This is a genomic window from Sphingopyxis sp. UBA6723 (assembly GCF_002454115.1).
GTDB lineage: Bacteria > Pseudomonadota > Alphaproteobacteria > Sphingomonadales > Sphingomonadaceae > Sphingopyxis.
In genome coordinates this window covers 421,940-438,224 of sequence record NZ_DKIH01000011.1, presented here as the reverse complement: position 1 = coordinate 438,224, position 16,285 = coordinate 421,940, and the positions used below count along the sequence as shown (strand labels likewise).

The following is a 16,285-nucleotide window of genomic DNA, read 5'->3' as shown; positions in this document are numbered from 1 at the left end:
CCCCGCCCCCGCCGCCGCCGCCGGTTGTGCAGTGTGAGCCTGGGCCGTACATCGTATACTTCGACTGGGATCAGTCGAACATCACGCCGGAAGCGGCTTCGACGCTCGACAACGCGATCAGCGCTTACAACCGTGGTTGCACGGGTACGCAGGTCATGCTCGCCGGTCACGCTGACCGTTCGGGTTCGGCCACGTACAACGTCGGTCTGTCGGAACGCCGCAATACCGCGGTTCGCAGCTATCTGACCGCTCGCGGTATCTCGGATGGCTCGATCAGCGCGCAGGGCTTCGGCGAAAGCCGTCCGGCCGTTGCCACCGCCGATGGCGTTCGCAACGACCAGAACCGTCGCGTGGAAATCACTTACGGTCCGAACTCGGGCATGTAATACCGGTTTCCATTCCCGACCGGGACTGGAAGAAACAAGCGAGGGCGGTACCGAAAGGTGCCGCCCTTTCTTTTGGCGCGGGCCAGATGCCGGGATGGCGCATTGCGGCAGAAATTTCCGCCACCTGTCGGCAGCCAAGCGGCGTCTGTGGCGCACCCGCGCCGCCGCAGAGACAGGCCACGGTCTGACGAAATCGTAATGGCGGGGAATGGACCGAGCGATCGGCCCGATCCGTGTGACGACGGATCGAAACGGGCTGGTCCCACGATGCCCCAATAGGCGGCGCGGATCGGCACCGCGCCCACCGCCTGCGCCTGATCAGGCGGTGGGTGCGGTACCGGGGCGCAGGTAAGCCATCATATAGCCGACATAATCAGTCTTCCCGAGCGGCACGCCCATATGGCGGAGGATCGAATAGGCGGCGACGGCGTGGAAATAAAATTGTGGCTGCGCCCAGTCGCGAACATAGGTGAGCGCGGTCATGTCGAAGGCCATGCCGTTGGGCAGATCGAAACCGACAGGGCGATCCGGGTCGGTATCGAGCGTGGCGGCATCGATGATGTCGAGCCACGTCAGGGTCGATGCGATCTGCGCCTGAAGGCCCGCAAAATCGGCCGCATCCTCGGTCAGCGTCGGCGCGCCGGTCGCGCCAAGGCGAACGAGCGGCTGGATCGCTTGCAAGCAGCTGAAACGTATTTGGGCGGCGAGCGGGAACATATCGGGCGCAAGGCGTGCGACGACGAGCTGTAATTCGCCAACCCCGTTTTCGGCGCCCCAGGCCAGCGCCTTGTCCAATTGCGCCGACAGCGCGCGCAGGCCGTTTTTGTAAGCAGGAACGGTCATATCATAGAGCATGGTCGCATCCTTGGCAGGGTAGAGGCCGGTCAGGCCGGGGCGAGATTGTCTTGGAATTGTAGCCGCGCAAGGCGGGCGTAAAGGCCATCGGCGGCGACCAGCGTGTCGTGCTTGCCCTCCTCGACGATGCGGCCGTCGTCCATGACGATGATGCGGTCGGCGGCGCGGACGGTGGCAAGACGGTGTGCAATCACGATTGTGGTGCGGTCGTGCATCAAGGTTTCGAGCGCGTCCTGCACCAGCTTTTCGGATTCGGCATCAAGCGCCGAGGTCGCCTCGTCGAGGAGCAACAGCGGCGCGCGGCGGAGCAGCGCGCGGGCGATCGCGACGCGCTGGCGCTGGCCACCCGACAGGCGGGCGCCGCCTTCGCCCATGAAGGTGTCGAGGCCTTGCGGCAGCTTGCGGAGAAATTCCTCGGCATTGGCGGCGCGCGCGGCATCCCACAACTGGTCGTCGGTGGCATCCCAATTGCCGTAGCGCAGATTGTCGCGCGCCGAGGCGGCGAAGATCACCGTTTCTTGCGGCACCATGGCGATGCGGGCGCGAATATCGGCGGGGTCAGCATCGGTCAGCGGAACGCCGTCAAGCAGGACCTGTCCCGCCTGCGGATCGTAGAACCGTTCGGCGAGCTGGAACAGCGTCGATTTTCCGGCGCCCGAGGGGCCAACAATGGCGACGGTTTCGCGCGGCTGGATCGCGAGGCTGAAATCGTGCAGCGCGGGGGCGTCGGGGCGGGTCGGATAGTGGAATTCGACGTTGGCAAATTCGAGCGTGCCGCGCGAGGGCTCGGGGAAGGCGCGGGGTTGCGCGGGCGGTGCGATGCTGGGTTCGGCATTGAGCAGTTCGGACAGGCGCTCGGCGGCGCCCGCAGCGCGCAGCAGGTCGCCATAGACTTCGGTTAGCGCGCCGAACGCCCCCGCGACCAGCCCGCCGGTGAGGACAAAGGCAGCGATGGTGCCGCCGGTGATCGTCCCCGCCGCAACGCCCTCGGCGCCGTACCACAGCAGGGTGGTGATCGCGCCGAACAGCAGGCCGATGACGATCGCGGTCATGATCGCGCGCAGGCGAATGCGGCGCTTGGCGGTGGCAAAGGTCGCCTCGACCGCGCCCGAAAAGCGCGCCGCCTCACGCTCTTCCTGCCCGAACGCCTGGACGATTTTCATCGCGCCCAATTGTTCGGAGGTGGTGGCGCCGATGTCGGCGACACGGTCCTGGCTCGACCGCGCGACGTTCTGGAGGCGGCGGCCGAGCAGCACGATCGGCATGATGATCACCGGAATGCCGAGCAATATCCCGCCGGTCAGCTTGGGCGACAGGGTGAAGAGATAGGCGATGCCGCCGATGCCCATCACCAGGTTGCGGAGCGCCACCGACACGGTGGTGCCGACCACCTGTTCGATGATCGTGGTGTCCGACGTCATCCGCGAGGCGATTTCGGACGGACGGTTTTCCTCAAAAAAGCCGGGGGCGAGGCGGAGCAGGTTGCGCTGCACTGCCTGGCGGATGTCGGCGACGGTGCGCTCACCCAGCCAGCTGACGAAATAGAAGCGCAGCGCGGTGGCGAGCGCCAGAGTCAACACGATGCCATAAAACAGACGGAAATGCGGGGCGACGTCGCCTCCGCCGGCGACGAAGCCGCTGTCGATCATTTCCTTGAACTGCCAGGGGATGGCCAAGGTCGCGAGCGCGGCGACGCCCAGCGCGACCGACGCGATGACCAGTTGCAGCGGATACGCGCTGGCATAGTGCCAGATCATCCGCAGGCTGCCGAGCTTGCGGCGGGGTTCGGCGGGGGCTTTCGCTAGGGAAAGGTCGGGGGTGCTGGCCATTGCAGCGGCCCTAGCAGTGGCGGCGTCCGCGCTCAACGACGCAGAATGACCGCCTTGCTTCATGTGCTTTGAAGCCGAGCTGCATAGCGGAGGGGCGGTTGAGGACCGAAATTGCACAGGCCCAGCGATTTTGATGCATTGCACAATGAAATCGAAGCCCTAGACTGGCGCCAACGAACAGACGCCCAAAGAGCGTCGGGGCTTGCCAAGGAACCGATCGAATATGCTGTATCACGCCTTTGAAATGCAAAAGAGCTGGCTGGCGGGCGCGAGCGCGCTGGCGACCGCGGGGGCGCAGGTCATGCAGCATCCGGCGAACCCGCTCGGCTATTTCGGCGGTAGTCCGCAATTCGCGTCGGCGCTGGAGGTGTTCGCGCACGCCGCGGCGCCGCGCGGCAAGCCGGGGTTCGAACTGTACGAGACCGTCGTCGATGGCGAGATTGTGCGGGTGACCGAGGCGATCGAGGAGCGCAAGCCGTTCGGCCAGCTCAAGCATTTCAAGCACAAGGGGACGAAAGACGCGCCCAAGCTGCTGATCGTCGCGCCGATGTCGGGCCATTATGCGACCTTGCTGCGCGGTACGGTCGAGCGGATGCTGCCCGGGCATGACGTGTGGATCACCGACTGGCGCGACGCGCGCAACGTGCCGCTGGAGGCGGGCAAGTTCGACCTCGACGACTATATCGATTATCTGATCGGCTGGATGGAGCATATCGGTCCCGGCGCGCATATGCTGGCGGTGTGCCAGCCGTCGGTCCCGGCGCTCGCGGCCGCGGCGATCATGGCCGCGGACAAAAACAAGTGCCGCCCGAAAACGCTGACGATGATGGGCGGCCCGATCGACACGCGCAAGGCGCCGACCGCGGTCAACCAGCATGCGATGACGCGCCCGCATGCGTGGTTTCAGGAAAATGTCATCGTGACCGTGCCGGCTTGGTATCCGGGCGCCGGGCGCCGCGTTTATCCGGGCTTTTTGCAGCTTGCGGGCTTCATGTCGATGAACCTGGGCAATCACATGATGAGCCATTGGGCGATGTTCAAGCATCTGGTCGACGGCGACGGCGAAGAGGCCGACAAGACCAAGGAATTTTACGACGAATATCGTTCGGTGTGCGACATGACCGCCGAATTTTATTTGCAGACGGTCGACGTCGTGTTTCAGCGCCACGCCCTGCCCAAAGGCGAGATGCTGCATCGCGGCAAGCCTGTCGATCTGAACGCGATCGAGGATATCGCGCTGCTGGCGATCGAGGGCGAGCGCGACGATATTTCGGGGATCGGCCAGACCAAGGCGGCACTGACGCTGACCAAATCGCTACCCGCCGAGAAGAAGAAATATCTGATGGCCAAGACCGTTGGCCATTACGGCATCTTCAACGGCCGCAAATGGCGCGAGGATATTGCGCCGGTGGTCGAAGGGTGGATTCGTAGCCACGGGGGGTGAGGCGACCGGTTCGGACGTGGCCCAATTCTTTTCTCTCCCCTCGAGGGGGAGATACGGAGGCTTGGCAGCTTGCTGCCTAGTCGCAGTTATGAGGGGTTTTGCGTCCGCTGGCGGCGCACCCCCTCACCAAGCTTCGCTAGCTCCTTACGGAGCAAGCTGCGCTATCCTCTCTCTCAAGGGGAGAGGACATTAGGGCAGCTCCCCACCCCAAAGCGGGCGTCCGTATAATCTCGCCGTTCAATGCACCGGCGACGTGCGCACCGCCCAATAGAGCAGATACAGTAACACCGCCCACAGCAGCAGGATGAACGCCATGCCGCTGCGGCTCGACGGACGCTCGCTCGCGGTTTCGGCAGCGGCGTGGAGTTCGTTCCACAGCGCGGCGGGGATGAGGCGGCGAACCGCCCATAAACCCAGCGGGACGATGATCAGATCGTCGAGCCAGCCCAGCACCGGAATGAAATCGGGGATCAGGTCGATCGGCGACAGCGCATAGGCCGCAACCGCGATCGCGAGAACGCGCGCGAGCACAGGCACCCGCGCGTCGCGCGCGGCGAGCCAGGCGGCGTGCGCCTCGACCGCGAGGCGGTGGCCGAGGTCGCCGATGCGTTCGGAAAGGGATTTGCCGGTCATCGCGATCTACCCTAGCCTTCCTGCATGGCGATCCAACTGAAAAGCGCGCGCGTTGAGCGTTGGGCGGTCGCGGCAGACTTCGTTGCGGTGCATGGCGTCCATGTCGATGTCATCGTCGCCGAGGTGGCGGGCGAGGGCGCGATCGGGCGCGGCGAAGGCACGCCGGTCCCTTATCTGGGTGAGGATGCCGTGGGGTGCCGCAATGCGATCCTGCGCGCCGCGCCGCATATCGCCGACATGGATGCGGCGACCGCCCGCGCCGCGGTACAGGAACTGCTGGCGCCGGGGGCCGCGCGCAACGCGCTCGACTGCGCGTTATGGGATCTGGAGGCGAAGCAGCGCGGGCTGCGTCTGTGGCAGGTTGTTGGCTGCGAAGGCGCCCCGACCGCGCGGGTCACCGCCTTTACCATTTCGCTGGGATCGCCGGGAGCGATGGCCGAACAGGCGGCGACCGCCGAGGCCGATGGCTATCGCCTGCTCAAGATCAAGCTGACTGGCGACGATGATCGCCTGCGCGTGGCCGCGGTGCGCACGGGGGCGCCCGAAGCGCGGCTGATCGTCGATGCCAATGAAAGCTGGGGGCAGTTCGATATCCTGGCCGAAGCCGAAGCGCTCGCCGATTTCGGGGTCGAGATGATCGAGCAGCCGGTCGCGGTGGGCGCCGATGCGCTGCTCGATCCGATTTATGCGCCGATTCCGTTCGTCGCCGACGAAAGCTGCCAGACCGCCGCCGATGTCGTGCGGATCGGTGCCTTTTACGACGGGGTGAATATCAAGCTCGACAAGGCAGGCGGGCTGACCGAGGCGCTGCGGATTGCCGATGCCGCCGACGCGGCGGGATTGTCGATCATGGTCGGATGCATGCTCTCGACCAGCCTCGCGATCGCACCCGCTTTCGTGCTGGCGCAGCGCGCGCGGTGGGTGGACCTCGACGGTCCTGCGCTGCTGGCGCGGGACCGCGAGGGCGGGTTCGAGTTTCGGGAAGGGCGGATTGGGCCGCCCGTCGTTTGATAGATCCTCCCCGTCGCGCAGCGATGGGGAGGGGGACCGCTTGCGAAGCGAGGGGTGGAGGGGGCGCGACGGCGGCGCTAAAGCCCCTCCGTCAGTCCTCTGGACTGCCACCTCCCCATCGCTGCGCGACAAGGAGGATTTGCAGTTACAGCGTCACCTCGGCGTGCTGGCCGAGTTCGCCTTCCCTCATCGTCATGCCGGTCATCAGCTTGAAGATGCCCTTGATCCCGGGGTCGGCGGTCCAGATTTCGGCGTCAGCCAGGTCGAAGCGGAGCAGGACCAGCTTGGGATCGTCCTTGCCACCCTCGTACCAAGCCGCGACGCCGTTGCTCCACAATTTATCGAGCACCGCGCGGTCGCTTTCATGGACAAGCGTGCCCGAAATGCACGCGAACAGGTCATGGCCCTTTGACGCGAACTGCGCCATCGCGGGGCCGCCGCCCGCCAAGCGGTTGTCGGTCGAGGTGAAGAACCAGAAGGCGCCGTCTGCGTCCTTGTCGAGCTGGGCGTTCATCGGGATATGATGTTCGCGTTCGCCGGTCGCGCCGATCATCACATAGGGGCTGTCGGCCAGGGCTTTCCAGAACTGCTTCTTGATGTCGTCGCTCATTGGGGGAATTCCTTCTTCTTGCGTGATGCGCACCTAACGCATCACGCCCCCCAATGTTGCGTCGCGCTACGGCGCCGTCGCCAACTTGCCCCGCGCCTCGGCGATCGCGGCAACCAGCCGCGGCTCGTCATAATGCGGCAGCGCGACTTCCATTATGGTGATTGCGTTTTCGATCATCGTCCGGTCGGCGCCCGGCGTTTTCGACCGATACAGCCCCCAGGCGGCGATCAAGGGGACGTCATAGTGCGCCGGGTTCGCCTTGAGCGATTGCCGCGCTTCGGCAACCTCACCCGCCAGCATCCGCTGGATCAGCGCGATGCTGCGTTCGTCGGCGAAGGTTTCGCGCGGCGCGGGTTTTCGGCCCATCGCACGAACCACGGCCTCGGCGGTGCTGAACGTCGAAAAGGGGTTCTGCCCGGTGACGATGCGGCCATCGGCGACGACATGGTTGAGCATCATCGGCGCTGCGCTGAACCGGGCGCCGGCACCGCGCAGGCCGTCTTCGAGCAGGACGGGGAAGGCGGGCAGCCAGCGCTTGCCGAACAGCAGTTCTTCCTCGTTCGACATGCCGGTCACGGCGCGTCCGGCGATCAGCGACGTGCCGTCCTTCATCGGCACATTCATCAGCACGGCGGGACCGTGGCAGACCGCGCCGATCACCCCGCCGGCGTCATAGGTTTGCGCGATCAGCGTCTTGAGGTCGGTATTGACCGGCAGGTCGAACATCGCGCCCTTGCCGCCGACGACGAACACCGCGGCGTAACTTTCGCCGGCGGCTTTGGCCAATGGGAGGGTCGAGCCGAGCTTGGCGCTGGCCGCAGGGTCGGCGATGAAGCGGCTGTTATAGGGCTTTTGGGGGTCGAACGCATCGGCGACGACAACACCGCCAGCCGGGCTCGCGATGTCGACGGTCAGCCCGTTGTCGGCGAACACCGCATAGGCTTGCGACAATTCGTCCATTTCAAAGCCGGGGCGGGTTTTGCCGCCGTCGGCGCCATGGCTGCTGACAACGAGCAATACGCGGTCCGATTTCGTCGTGATGTCGCCCTGTGCCTGGGCGGGCAGGGGGGCCGCAATCAGCAGGCCGACCGCCAACATCGCCAAATTCTTCTTCTGCTTGTGCATCGTCTCGCTCCACATGGTGTCAGGATGCCGCCGGTCTGGCAGACGCGGCGTCAGGGCGATGTGAAAGCCGTTTTGACGCTATTTTGACCTTGCATCGCCAAGACTTTGTGGGGGAACTGGGCGGGCGTGGTAAGGGACGTGGATTGAACAACGCATTCGACATCCTGCTGGTCGAGGATAACGCCGATCTGGCCGGCAACGTCATCGACTATCTGGAGGCGCTGGGACACCGGCTCCATTATGCCGCCGACGGTGAGGCGGGGGTGCGCGAGGCCTTGATGCGCCCTGTCGATGTCGTGCTGCTCGATCTCGCGCTGCCGCGCCGCGACGGGATCAGCGTGTGCGCCGAAATCCGCCGCCGTGCCGATCGCCGGATTCCGATCCTGATGCTGACCGCACGCGATACGTTGGACGACAAGCTGGCTGGGTTTGCGAGCGGCGCCGACGACTATCTGGTCAAACCCTTTTCGCTCGCTGAACTGGCGGCCCGGATCACGGCGCTGGCGCAGCGGCAGCAGCTGGGACAGTCGCACAGCATCGTCGTCGGCCCGCTGGCCATCGACCGCCAGCTGCGCACCGCGACGCGTGCCGGTCAGCTGCTCCGTCTGTCGCCGCTGCTCTGGGACATCCTGCTATTGCTCGCCGAAGCATCGCCGCAGCCGGTCGCGCGCACAGAGATCGCGCGCAAGCTGTGGGGTGACGAGCCGCCATCGTCGGATGCGCTGCGCAGCCACATCCACCTGCTCCGTCAGATTGTCGACAAGCCGTTCGGCGCGCCGATGATCGCAACCGTCCACAGCATCGGCTTTCGCCTGAGCGCGCCGCAATGAGGCAGCGGTCATACAGTCTGCGCCGCCGCGTGATCGCCGCGCTGGTCGCCACCGTGCTGGCCACCAGTGCGGTGTTCGGGCTAGCGACCTTCATTTTCGCTTACACACTCGAGGATCGCCTGTTCAGCAACGCTTTGAACAGCGAAATCGCGCGGCAGCAGGAGGGCTGGCGCCGCGATGGCCAGCTGCAGACGCCCGAAGTCGCCTACATCAAAATCTATCCCGGCGCGGCCGACTTGCCCACCGACCTGGCGACGCAGGTTGCCGCCAATCCCGAGCAGCGTGAATTTTATGGGGCGGCGGGGCGTCACTACCATGTCGAGCATTTCACCCTCGATCGGCGTAGCGGCGCGGCGCGCGGCGGCACGCCTGCGGTCGCGGTGGCCGAGGTCAGCCGCTATCTGCTCGTCCGGCCGGTGCGCGATGGGATGATCCAGTTCCTGATTGGGCTCAGCCTGTTCATCGCGCTGGTGATGGCGCTGCTCGGCTGGTGGCTCGCCAATCGCGCCATGCGCCCACTCAGCCGGCTTGCCAGGGATGTCGCCGATGGCGGCAGCGAAACCGTCCCCGTCGTGCAGCGCGAGGATTATCCGGCGAACGAGATCGGGGTGCTGGCGGGCGCGCTCGGACAGGCGTTTCAGCGCATCCGCGGCTTTGTCGACCGCGAGCGCAGTTTCACCCGCGATGCCAGCCACGAACTGCGCACCCCGCTGGCGGTCATTCGCGGCGCGGCCGAAGTCATCGCGCAACGCCGCGACCTGCCCGCGCCGATCCCCGAAGCCCTGCGCCGGATCGAAACCGCGATGATCGATATGACGCAAACGCTCGACCTGCTGCTCGCGCTGGCGCGCGAAGGCGATGCCTTGCCGGTGCAAAGCGTCGCGCTGCGCCCGGTCGTCGACAAGGCGATCGCGGCGGCGGCGGTGCGCTTTCCGGCAAGCCGACTTGCGGTGTCGAACGATGTCGCAGGGGATGCGACGATCATCGCCGATCTGACGTCGTTGCAGCTTGTGCTCAACAATCTGATCGGCAACGCATTCCAGCATGCGGCTGCGGCCAATCTGCACATCGAATTTCAGCAGGATTGCCTGACGATTTGCGACGACGGCCCCGGTATGGGGATGGTCGCCGATCCATTCGCACCTTTTGCCAAAGGAAAGGCAAGCGTCGGCAGCGGGCTTGGGCTCGATATTGTGCGACGGTTGTGCGCCGCGGCGGGCATGGACCTGACCAGTGGCGCAGGGCCGACCGGACGCGGCGCCTGCTTCACGCTAAAATTCGCCGATCGATAGAAAAGCGCCCCGATATGATCTAATCCCGTCGCCATGGCTGATGAGAAACCCCGCTACCGAACCTACACCAGCCCCGCGGGCGGCTGGGGCGCCGCCGCTGCGACCGCCAAGGTACTCATGGAACAGAGCGTTGTCGGGAAGGGATCGCGCGCGCTGCTCGCGATGAACCAGCCCGGCGGCTTCAAATGCCCCAGCTGCGCCTTTCCCGACGCGACCTGCACCAAAAAGCTGGAATTCTGCGAAAATGGCGCCAAGGCGCTCGCGCATGAAGCGACGACGTTTCGCGTGACGCGCGACTTTTTTGCTCAGCACAGCGTGTCCGATCTGATGCAGCAATCGGACTATTGGCTCGAGATGCAGGGGCGGCTGACCGAACCGATGCGTTACGATGCTGCGACCGACCATTATGTGCCGGTCGGCTGGGACGAAGCATTTGCGCTGATCGGTCGCCATCTGCGCGCGCTCGACAGCCCGCACCAGGCAGAATTCTACACCTCGGGCCGTACCGCGAACGAGACGGCGTTCGTTTATTCGATCTTTGTGCGCGAGTTTGGCGCGAACAATTTTCCCGATTGTTCGAACATGTGCCACGAACCGACCAGCCGCGGCCTGACGCCTGCGATCGGCATCGGCAAGGGGACGGTGATTCTCGAAGACTTCGAACATGCCGAAGCGATCTTCCTGATCGGCCACAACGCCGGGACCAACGCGCCGCGGATGATGACCCCGCTGGTCGAGGCGCGCAAACGCGGGGTGCCGATCGTCGCGGTCAACCCGATGCCCGAACGCGCGCTGGTCCGCTTCACCGAACCGCAGGACATCGTCCAGATGGCGACCTTCGGATCGACCGAGGTGACCAGCGAGTTCGTCCATATCAAGATCGGCGGCGATCTCGCGCTGATCAAGGGCATGATGAAGGTCATGTTCGAGCGCGACGCGGCGGGCGAGACGGTGTTCGACCACGACTTCATTGCCGGGCACACCGATGGTTTTGCGGCGCTCAAGGCCGACATCGCCGCGCAAGACTGGCCCGCGATTGCCGCCGCTTCGGGGCTCGACGAGGGGCAGATCCGCCGCTGCGCCGACATCTACATCCGTTCGAACGCGACGATCATCTGTTACGGCATGGGGGTTACCCAGCACCAGATGGGGTCCCAGTTGGTTCAGCAGATCGCCAATCTGCTGCTGCTCAAGGGTAATTTCGGCAAGCCCGGCGCCGGGATTTCGCCGATCCGCGGCCATTCGAATGTCCAGGGCGACCGCACCGTCGGCATCGACGAAAAGCCCAGCGAAGCCTATCTCGACAAGGTGCGCGAGGTGTTCGGCTTCGAACCCCCGCGCGAGCATGGCCATCATACGGTCGAATCGATCGAGGCGATGCTGGCGGGGGCCGCTAAGGTCTTCATCGGTCTCGGCGGCAATTTTGTCCGCGCGGTTCCCGACACCGATCGGTCTTATGATGCGATGCGCCAGCTCGACCTGACCGTCGGGATCGCAACCAAGCTCAACCGCGGGCATCTGGTGCATGGCAAAGAGGCGCTGATCCTGCCCGTCATCGCGCGGTCCGAGCGGATCGTCACCGCGGCGGGCGAACAGTTTGTCACCATCGAGGATTCGATGTCGAACGTCACCGCATCGCGCGGCGTGCTCGACCCGCCAAGCGAGCATCTGCTGACCGAAACCGAAATCGTCTGCCGTATGGCGATGGCGACCTTGCCCGACAGCAAGGTCGATTGGGCCAGCTATATCGACGATTACAGCCTGATCCGCGACAAGATCGCTGCAGTCTATCCCGCGATTTACGCGGACTTTTCGGAGCGGATCAAGGCGCCGACGGGCTTCCACCTCGACATCCCGCCGCGCCGCCGCGCGTGGGCGACCCCGAACGGCAAGGCCAATTTCCTGGTTCTGCCGGGGCTCGCGGTCAACGCGCCCGTCGCCGACCCGGCGATGCTGCGGCTGGCGACGGTGCGCTCGCACGACCAGTTCAACACCACGATCTACAGCTACAACGACCGCTATCGCGGCGTGTATAACGACCGGATGGTGCTTTTCATGAACGCCGACGACATCGCCGACCGCGGGCTGGCGGCAGGGTCGAAAGTTGCGCTCGAAACGATCAGCGATGATGGCGTCGTCCGCCGCGTCGAGGGGCTGACGATCATCGACTATCCCATGTCCCGCGGCTCGGTCGCGGGCTATTATCCCGAACTCAACCCGCTGCTCCCGCTCGGCCTTTACGACAGGACCAGCGGCTGTCCGGCGGCGAAGGCAATACCCGTGCGCGTTGTTGCGATGGCGTCGGCGGGCATCTTGCGTATAACCTGACTCATCCTGCCGTTCGTGTCGAGCGAAGTCGAGACACCCATCGTAGCAGCGCAAGGCCGACGGGTGTCTCGACTTCGCTCGACACGAACGGAATTGAAGTGGTGCCGTGTTTGCGCGTGACGCTCTAGCGCGCGTCGCCCGCCAACCGCGCCAGATCCTCCGCGCTGTTGATATTGGGCAGCGCAAAATCCACCGCGACGCCGCGCGCGCCGATCCGCCGGGCAAAGGCGCGCACGGCATGCTCCTTTTCGCCGATCAGCATCGCCTGCAAGGCATCCAGCACCGCGACCGACCACAGCCCGACCACCGGCTGACTCTCGACGAAAGCTGACGCCGGTTCCAGCCGGTCGCGCAGATCCGTCGGTAGCCGCACGCAATCGACCGGCGCTGTCAGCACCTGACCAAAGCCATGCGCCCCCGCATATCCTAAAGCGCCCGCGATGGCGCCGAGCGGTCCCATGTCGGGCCGCGGCCAGTCGGCGATGCCTTCGTCACGTCCGACAACGACTACCGCATCGCAATGCGGGCGCAGCGCCGCCAGCGCATGATCCAGCAGCGTCTGCCCATCCAGCATGGCAACCGCCTTGTCCGATCCGAAGCGGCGGGACCGTCCGCCCGCGAGCACCGCACCCAGCGTCTTCATGCTATCATCCTACGCGCATCGTTAATGATCAGCGCCGAATCCGCCCGCGCCAGCGCGACCAGCGTCAGCCCCGCCTGCTCTGCGCGCTCCGCCGCCAGGCTGGTCGGCGCCGAAATGGTCACCAGCATCGGACAGCCCGCGCGCACCGTCTTTTCGACCAGCTCATAACTGCACCGCGCTGACAGCAGGATGAAGCCGGTCGCGGGGTCGATTTCCGCGCGCTCCAGCGCTCCGATCAGCTTGTCGAGCGCATTGTGCCGCCCGACGTCCTCCCGCGCGCGCAGGATTTCGCCCGCTGGCGAGCAGAAAGCGGCGGCGTGGACTGCGCCCGTGGCTTGGCCCAGCGGCTGATGATCGCGCAGCGCAGCCAGCGCCGCGGCAATCGCGGTGCGATCAGTCGCGATGCGCGCGGTCAGCGGTGGCAGCGGCCGCAAGACCTGCTCGATATTCTCGATCCCGCAAAGCCCGCAGCTGCTTTCGCTCACCCGCTGGCGCGCGCGTTCGAGCGCGATCGCCTTGCGGTCGGGCGGTACCCAGATACGCAGTGCCCAGCCGCCCTCGACCGGGTGGACATCGATGCGCTCGATCTGATCGGGGGTTTCGACCAGCCCTTCGCTCAGCGCGAACCCCAGCGCATAATCCTCCAGATCGGCCGGGGTCGCCATCATCACTGCATAGCCGATCCCGCCAACCTCGATCGACACCGGCGCCTCGACGGCGATGCTGCGGCTCAGCGCGGCGTCGCCGGGTTCGGCAAGGCCGAGCCGTTGTACCGTGAAGTTGATCGATTGCTGGCCGGATTCCATCGCTGCCTTGTCCCGCGCAGCGACGCCGATGGCAAGCCAGCTTGTCGGGCGGGGACGATTGCCATTTCCGCCGTGCAGCGTATCAACCGGCCATGCAAACGCCGATTCTCGCGGTCCTTGTGGGCAAGGTGCGCGCCTTCCGCGGCGAGAACGAACCGAGCGCGATCGGCAAACAGCCCGTCGAACACGCGGTCGCGGTGGGCGCGCTGGGCCTCGCCGGCGATGAACAAGCCGATCGCGCCGTCCATGGCGGCATCGACAAGGCGATCCACCATTATCCCGCTGATCATTATGCCGGGTGGCGGCAGCAGCTGGGCGATGTGCCGCTGCTCGACACGCCAGGTGCGTTCGGGGAGAATATATCGACCACCGGTCTCGACGAATCCAACGTCTTTCTCGGCGACCGCTTCCGCCTCGGCACCGCGCTCGTCGAGGTCAGCCAGGCGCGCCAGCCGTGCTGGAAACTCGACCATCGGTTCGGGACAAAAGGGGTGATGGCGCAGGTCGTGAAGACCCGGCGAACCGGCTGGTATTACCGCGTGCTCGAGCCGGGGCAGGTGCGGGCGGGCGACACGCTTGAGCTGGTCGAACGGCCCTATCCCGACTGGCCGCTCGCCTCGCTGTTCGGCCTGCTGTTCGGCGGCGAAGCCAAGGACCGACCCGCCGACCTCCGCGCGCTGCGCGATGTGCCGGTGCTCGCCGAAACATGGAAAGTCCGCCGCGCCAAGCTGGCAGAGCAGTATGGGGTAGACTCTTAGGACGCCGTCATCCGACTGCGTTGGACGTTCCCCCGCGAAGGCGGGGGTCCATCACCCGCTGCCGCAATTTTGAACCGATCGGAGATGGATCCCCGCCTTCGCGGGGACGCACATCTCATTGTTGGTTTTGGCCCAAGACCATTACGCTTCAAGAGCGCGGGGTCTTTCATCTAGCCATGCATCCAGCCTCGCCACATCCTCGGCGCGGAAATGCAGCCCCAGCTTGCTCCGCCGCCACAGGATATCGTCGCTCGTCTGCGCCCATTCCTGCTCAACCAGCCACGTCGCCTCGGCGACGCTCAGCCCGTGCGCGATTTCGCCGCCCAGCGCATCCCAGCTGTCGGCGTTGCCCAGCCAGCGCCGCGCATCGGTGCCATAGGCCTTGACGATGCGATCGACGGTGGCGGCGGTCAGGAACGGGTGGGCAAGCTTGATCTCCGCCTTGAGCGCCGCCGCGCCGCTGATCGGGAAATCACCCCCCGGCAGCGCCGCTTTGACGGTCCAGCGCTTGCCGGTCAGCGCGGGCACCTGACCCACCAGTTCGTCGACCGCCGCTTCGGCGACATGGCGGTAGCTGGTAATCTTGCCGCCATAGATGGTGAGCAGCGGCGCACCTTCCGTCATATCGAGGTCAATGCGGTAACCGCGCGTCGCCGCTTCCGGCCGCCCCGAGCCATCTTCGATCAGCGGCCGCACACCCGAATAGGTCCATACGACGTCGGCAGGCGTGATCGGTTCGCGAAAATACAGGCTGGCGCCTTCGCACAGATAGGCGATTTCGTCGGCGCTCGCGCGCGCCTCGCTCGCCGGTCCATCATGATCGACGTCGGTCGTGCCGATCAGCGTGAAGTCGCGCTCATAGGGAATGGCGAAAAAGATCCGCCCGTCGGGAAGCTGGAAGAAATAGGCATAATCATGCTGGAACAGCCGCCGCACGACGATATGCGACCCGCGTACCAAGCGCATCGCATGGTCAGGCTCGGCATCGGCGCGCTTCAGCAGGTCGAGCACCGCCGGCCCCGCGGCGTTGACGATTGCGCGGCCGGTGAAGCGATAGCTATGCCCGTTGGCGCAGCTTGCCTCGACCACCCAAAGCCCGTCCTCGCAGCGCAGCACGTCGGCGCGGGTGCGGGTGCGGACCTTGGCTCCATGCGCGGCGGCGTCGCGCGCATTGAGCACCACCAGCCGCGCGTCGTCGACCCAGCCGTCGGAGTATTCGAACCCATGCGCATATTGCGGCTGCAGTGGCTCGCCCGCGACATGGCGGCGCAGGTCGATCGAGCGCGTCGCGGGCAATTTCTTGCGCCCGCCGATATGGTCATAGAGAAACAAGCCCAGCCGCAGCAGCCAGCGCGGACGCAGCCCCGGCCGGTGCGGCAACACAAAGCGCAGCGGCCAGATGATGTGCGGCGCGATGGCCCACAAGGTCTCGCGCTCTTTCAGCGCCTCACGCACCAGCCCGAACTCATAATGTTCGAGATAGCGCAGTCCGCCGTGGATCAGCTTGGTTGATGATGAAGAAGTGCCCTGCGCAAGGTCTCCCGCCTCGATCAACAACACCCGCGCCCCGCGTCCCGCGGCATCCCGCGCGACCCCGGCGCCATTGACGCCGCCGCCGATTACGATGATGTCATAAGGATGGACGGTGTCAGGCATCGGCTGTCCCTATGGCAGCAATGCCGATTTTGCCAAGGGGACATCATCATCGGCTTACGTATGCGCGTTGCAATCGCGC

General features: G+C 65.4%; 15 protein-coding genes. 7 read left to right on the top strand and 8 right to left on the bottom strand.

Annotated features, from left to right (window positions below):
- Nucleotides 1–386: OmpA family protein (locus B4F07_RS13110; RefSeq protein WP_293704844.1), on the top strand; the 386-nt coding region annotated here is incomplete at its 5' end.
- 318 nt (nucleotides 387–704) lie between these two features.
- Here B4F07_RS13110 and B4F07_RS13105 read toward each other — a convergent pair.
- A complete protein-coding gene (locus B4F07_RS13105; RefSeq protein ID WP_293700009.1) occupies nucleotides 705–1,241 on the bottom strand; it encodes a DUF1993 domain-containing protein in 537 nt (178 codons plus the stop codon).
- 29 nt (nucleotides 1,242–1,270) lie between these two features.
- On the bottom strand, nucleotides 1,271–3,070 hold the full coding sequence (locus tag B4F07_RS13100; RefSeq protein WP_293700011.1) for an ABC transporter transmembrane domain-containing protein: 1,800 nt from the start codon (nucleotides 3,068–3,070) through the stop codon (nucleotides 1,271–1,273).
- A 223-nt stretch (nucleotides 3,071–3,293) separates the two neighbouring features.
- Between B4F07_RS13100 and B4F07_RS13095 the strand changes: the two genes are divergently transcribed.
- The gene (locus tag B4F07_RS13095; RefSeq protein ID WP_293700013.1) at nucleotides 3,294–4,514 is read left to right on the top strand and encodes a polyhydroxyalkanoate depolymerase; all 1,221 of its coding nucleotides are present in this window, start codon (nucleotides 3,294–3,296) and stop codon (nucleotides 4,512–4,514) included.
- A 237-nt stretch (nucleotides 4,515–4,751) separates the two neighbouring features.
- On the opposite strand, the gene B4F07_RS13090 is transcribed toward B4F07_RS13095, so the two are convergent.
- Nucleotides 4,752–5,147, bottom strand: coding sequence for a YkvA family protein (locus tag B4F07_RS13090; protein ID WP_293700015.1), 396 nt, complete (start codon nucleotides 5,145–5,147; stop codon nucleotides 4,752–4,754).
- Between the two features lie 24 nt (nucleotides 5,148–5,171).
- Here B4F07_RS13090 and B4F07_RS13085 point away from each other — a divergent pair, with 24 nt between their 5' ends.
- Complete coding sequence (locus B4F07_RS13085) at nucleotides 5,172–6,158, top strand: dipeptide epimerase (RefSeq protein WP_293700017.1); 987 nt, start codon at nucleotides 5,172–5,174, stop codon at nucleotides 6,156–6,158.
- Nucleotides 6,159–6,303: 145 nt separating this feature from the next.
- Here the strand turns inward: B4F07_RS13085 and B4F07_RS13080 are convergent, their stop codons facing one another.
- Together B4F07_RS13080 and B4F07_RS13075 are read right to left on the bottom strand one after the other, a co-directional pair.
- Entirely contained in the window at nucleotides 6,304–6,768 is a 465-nt protein-coding gene (locus tag B4F07_RS13080) for a pyridoxamine 5'-phosphate oxidase family protein (protein ID WP_293700019.1), read from the bottom strand.
- Between the two features lie 66 nt (nucleotides 6,769–6,834).
- Nucleotides 6,835–7,893 carry a type 1 glutamine amidotransferase domain-containing protein gene (locus B4F07_RS13075; RefSeq protein ID WP_293700021.1) on the bottom strand — a complete coding sequence of 353 codons (1,059 nt, stop codon included), beginning with the start codon at nucleotides 7,891–7,893 and terminating at the stop codon, nucleotides 6,835–6,837.
- A 143-nt stretch (nucleotides 7,894–8,036) separates the two neighbouring features.
- On the opposite strand from B4F07_RS13075, the gene B4F07_RS13070 reads away from it, so the two are divergent.
- Genes B4F07_RS13070 through B4F07_RS13060 form a run of 3 tightly spaced genes read left to right on the top strand, consistent with a single transcriptional unit; the run spans nucleotide 8,037 to nucleotide 12,343 of the window.
- Nucleotides 8,037–8,723 (top strand): response regulator transcription factor, encoded by a 687-nt coding sequence (locus B4F07_RS13070; RefSeq protein WP_293700023.1) that lies wholly within the window; start codon nucleotides 8,037–8,039, stop codon nucleotides 8,721–8,723.
- Complete coding sequence (locus tag B4F07_RS13065) at nucleotides 8,720–10,015, top strand: sensor histidine kinase (protein WP_293700025.1); 1,296 nt, start codon at nucleotides 8,720–8,722, stop codon at nucleotides 10,013–10,015. The genes B4F07_RS13070 and B4F07_RS13065 overlap by 4 nt, the downstream gene beginning before the upstream one ends.
- A gap of 33 nt (nucleotides 10,016–10,048) precedes the next feature.
- Nucleotides 10,049–12,343 carry an FdhF/YdeP family oxidoreductase gene (locus tag B4F07_RS13060; protein ID WP_293700027.1) on the top strand — a complete coding sequence of 765 codons (2,295 nt, stop codon included), beginning with the start codon at nucleotides 10,049–10,051 and terminating at the stop codon, nucleotides 12,341–12,343.
- A gap of 124 nt (nucleotides 12,344–12,467) precedes the next feature.
- Here B4F07_RS13060 and mobA read toward each other — a convergent pair whose 3' ends face one another.
- Nucleotides 12,468–12,986: a molybdenum cofactor guanylyltransferase gene (gene mobA, locus B4F07_RS13055; protein WP_293700029.1), complete on the bottom strand. Its 519-nt coding sequence runs from the start codon at nucleotides 12,984–12,986 to the stop codon at nucleotides 12,468–12,470.
- Nucleotides 12,983–13,792 (bottom strand): formate dehydrogenase accessory sulfurtransferase FdhD, encoded by an 810-nt coding sequence (gene fdhD, locus B4F07_RS13050; protein WP_293700031.1) that lies wholly within the window; start codon nucleotides 13,790–13,792, stop codon nucleotides 12,983–12,985. Before fdhD ends, mobA begins: the two co-directional genes overlap by 4 nt.
- Before the next feature lie 92 nt (nucleotides 13,793–13,884).
- On the opposite strand from fdhD, the gene B4F07_RS13045 reads away from it, so the two are divergent.
- Nucleotides 13,885–14,550, top strand: a complete 666-nt coding sequence (locus tag B4F07_RS13045; RefSeq protein WP_293700033.1) for an MOSC domain-containing protein — start codon at nucleotides 13,885–13,887, stop codon at nucleotides 14,548–14,550.
- 141 nt (nucleotides 14,551–14,691) lie between these two features.
- Here the strand turns inward: B4F07_RS13045 and glpD are convergent, their stop codons facing one another.
- Complete coding sequence (gene glpD / locus B4F07_RS13040; RefSeq protein ID WP_293700035.1) at nucleotides 14,692–16,206, bottom strand: glycerol-3-phosphate dehydrogenase; 1,515 nt, start codon at nucleotides 16,204–16,206, stop codon at nucleotides 14,692–14,694.
- Nucleotides 16,207–16,285 lie beyond the last annotated feature (79 nt).

Bases quoted from the DNA above. Each gene is read 5' to 3' on its own strand.
- B4F07_RS13105 (WP_293700009.1), bottom strand. From the start codon at position 1,241: ATGCTCTATGATATGACCGTTCCTGCTTACAAAAACGGCCTGCGCGCG.
- B4F07_RS13100 (WP_293700011.1), bottom strand. From the start codon at position 3,070: ATGGCCAGCACCCCCGACCTTTCCCTAGCGAAAGCCCCCGCCGAACCC.
- B4F07_RS13095 (WP_293700013.1), top strand. From the start codon at position 3,294: ATGCTGTATCACGCCTTTGAAATGCAAAAGAGCTGGCTGGCGGGCGCG.
- B4F07_RS13090 (WP_293700015.1), bottom strand. From the start codon at position 5,147: ATGACCGGCAAATCCCTTTCCGAACGCATCGGCGACCTCGGCCACCGC.
- B4F07_RS13085 (WP_293700017.1), top strand. From the start codon at position 5,172: ATGGCGATCCAACTGAAAAGCGCGCGCGTTGAGCGTTGGGCGGTCGCG.
- B4F07_RS13080 (WP_293700019.1), bottom strand. From the start codon at position 6,768: ATGAGCGACGACATCAAGAAGCAGTTCTGGAAAGCCCTGGCCGACAGC.
- B4F07_RS13075 (WP_293700021.1), bottom strand. From the start codon at position 7,893: ATGCACAAGCAGAAGAAGAATTTGGCGATGTTGGCGGTCGGCCTGCTG.
- B4F07_RS13065 (WP_293700025.1), top strand. From the start codon at position 8,720: ATGAGGCAGCGGTCATACAGTCTGCGCCGCCGCGTGATCGCCGCGCTG.
- B4F07_RS13060 (WP_293700027.1), top strand. From the start codon at position 10,049: ATGGCTGATGAGAAACCCCGCTACCGAACCTACACCAGCCCCGCGGGC.
- mobA (WP_293700029.1), bottom strand. From the start codon at position 12,986: ATGAAGACGCTGGGTGCGGTGCTCGCGGGCGGACGGTCCCGCCGCTTC.
- fdhD (WP_293700031.1), bottom strand. From the start codon at position 13,792: ATGGAATCCGGCCAGCAATCGATCAACTTCACGGTACAACGGCTCGGC.
- B4F07_RS13045 (WP_293700033.1), top strand. From the start codon at position 13,885: ATGCAAACGCCGATTCTCGCGGTCCTTGTGGGCAAGGTGCGCGCCTTC.
- glpD (WP_293700035.1), bottom strand. From the start codon at position 16,206: ATGCCTGACACCGTCCATCCTTATGACATCATCGTAATCGGCGGCGGC.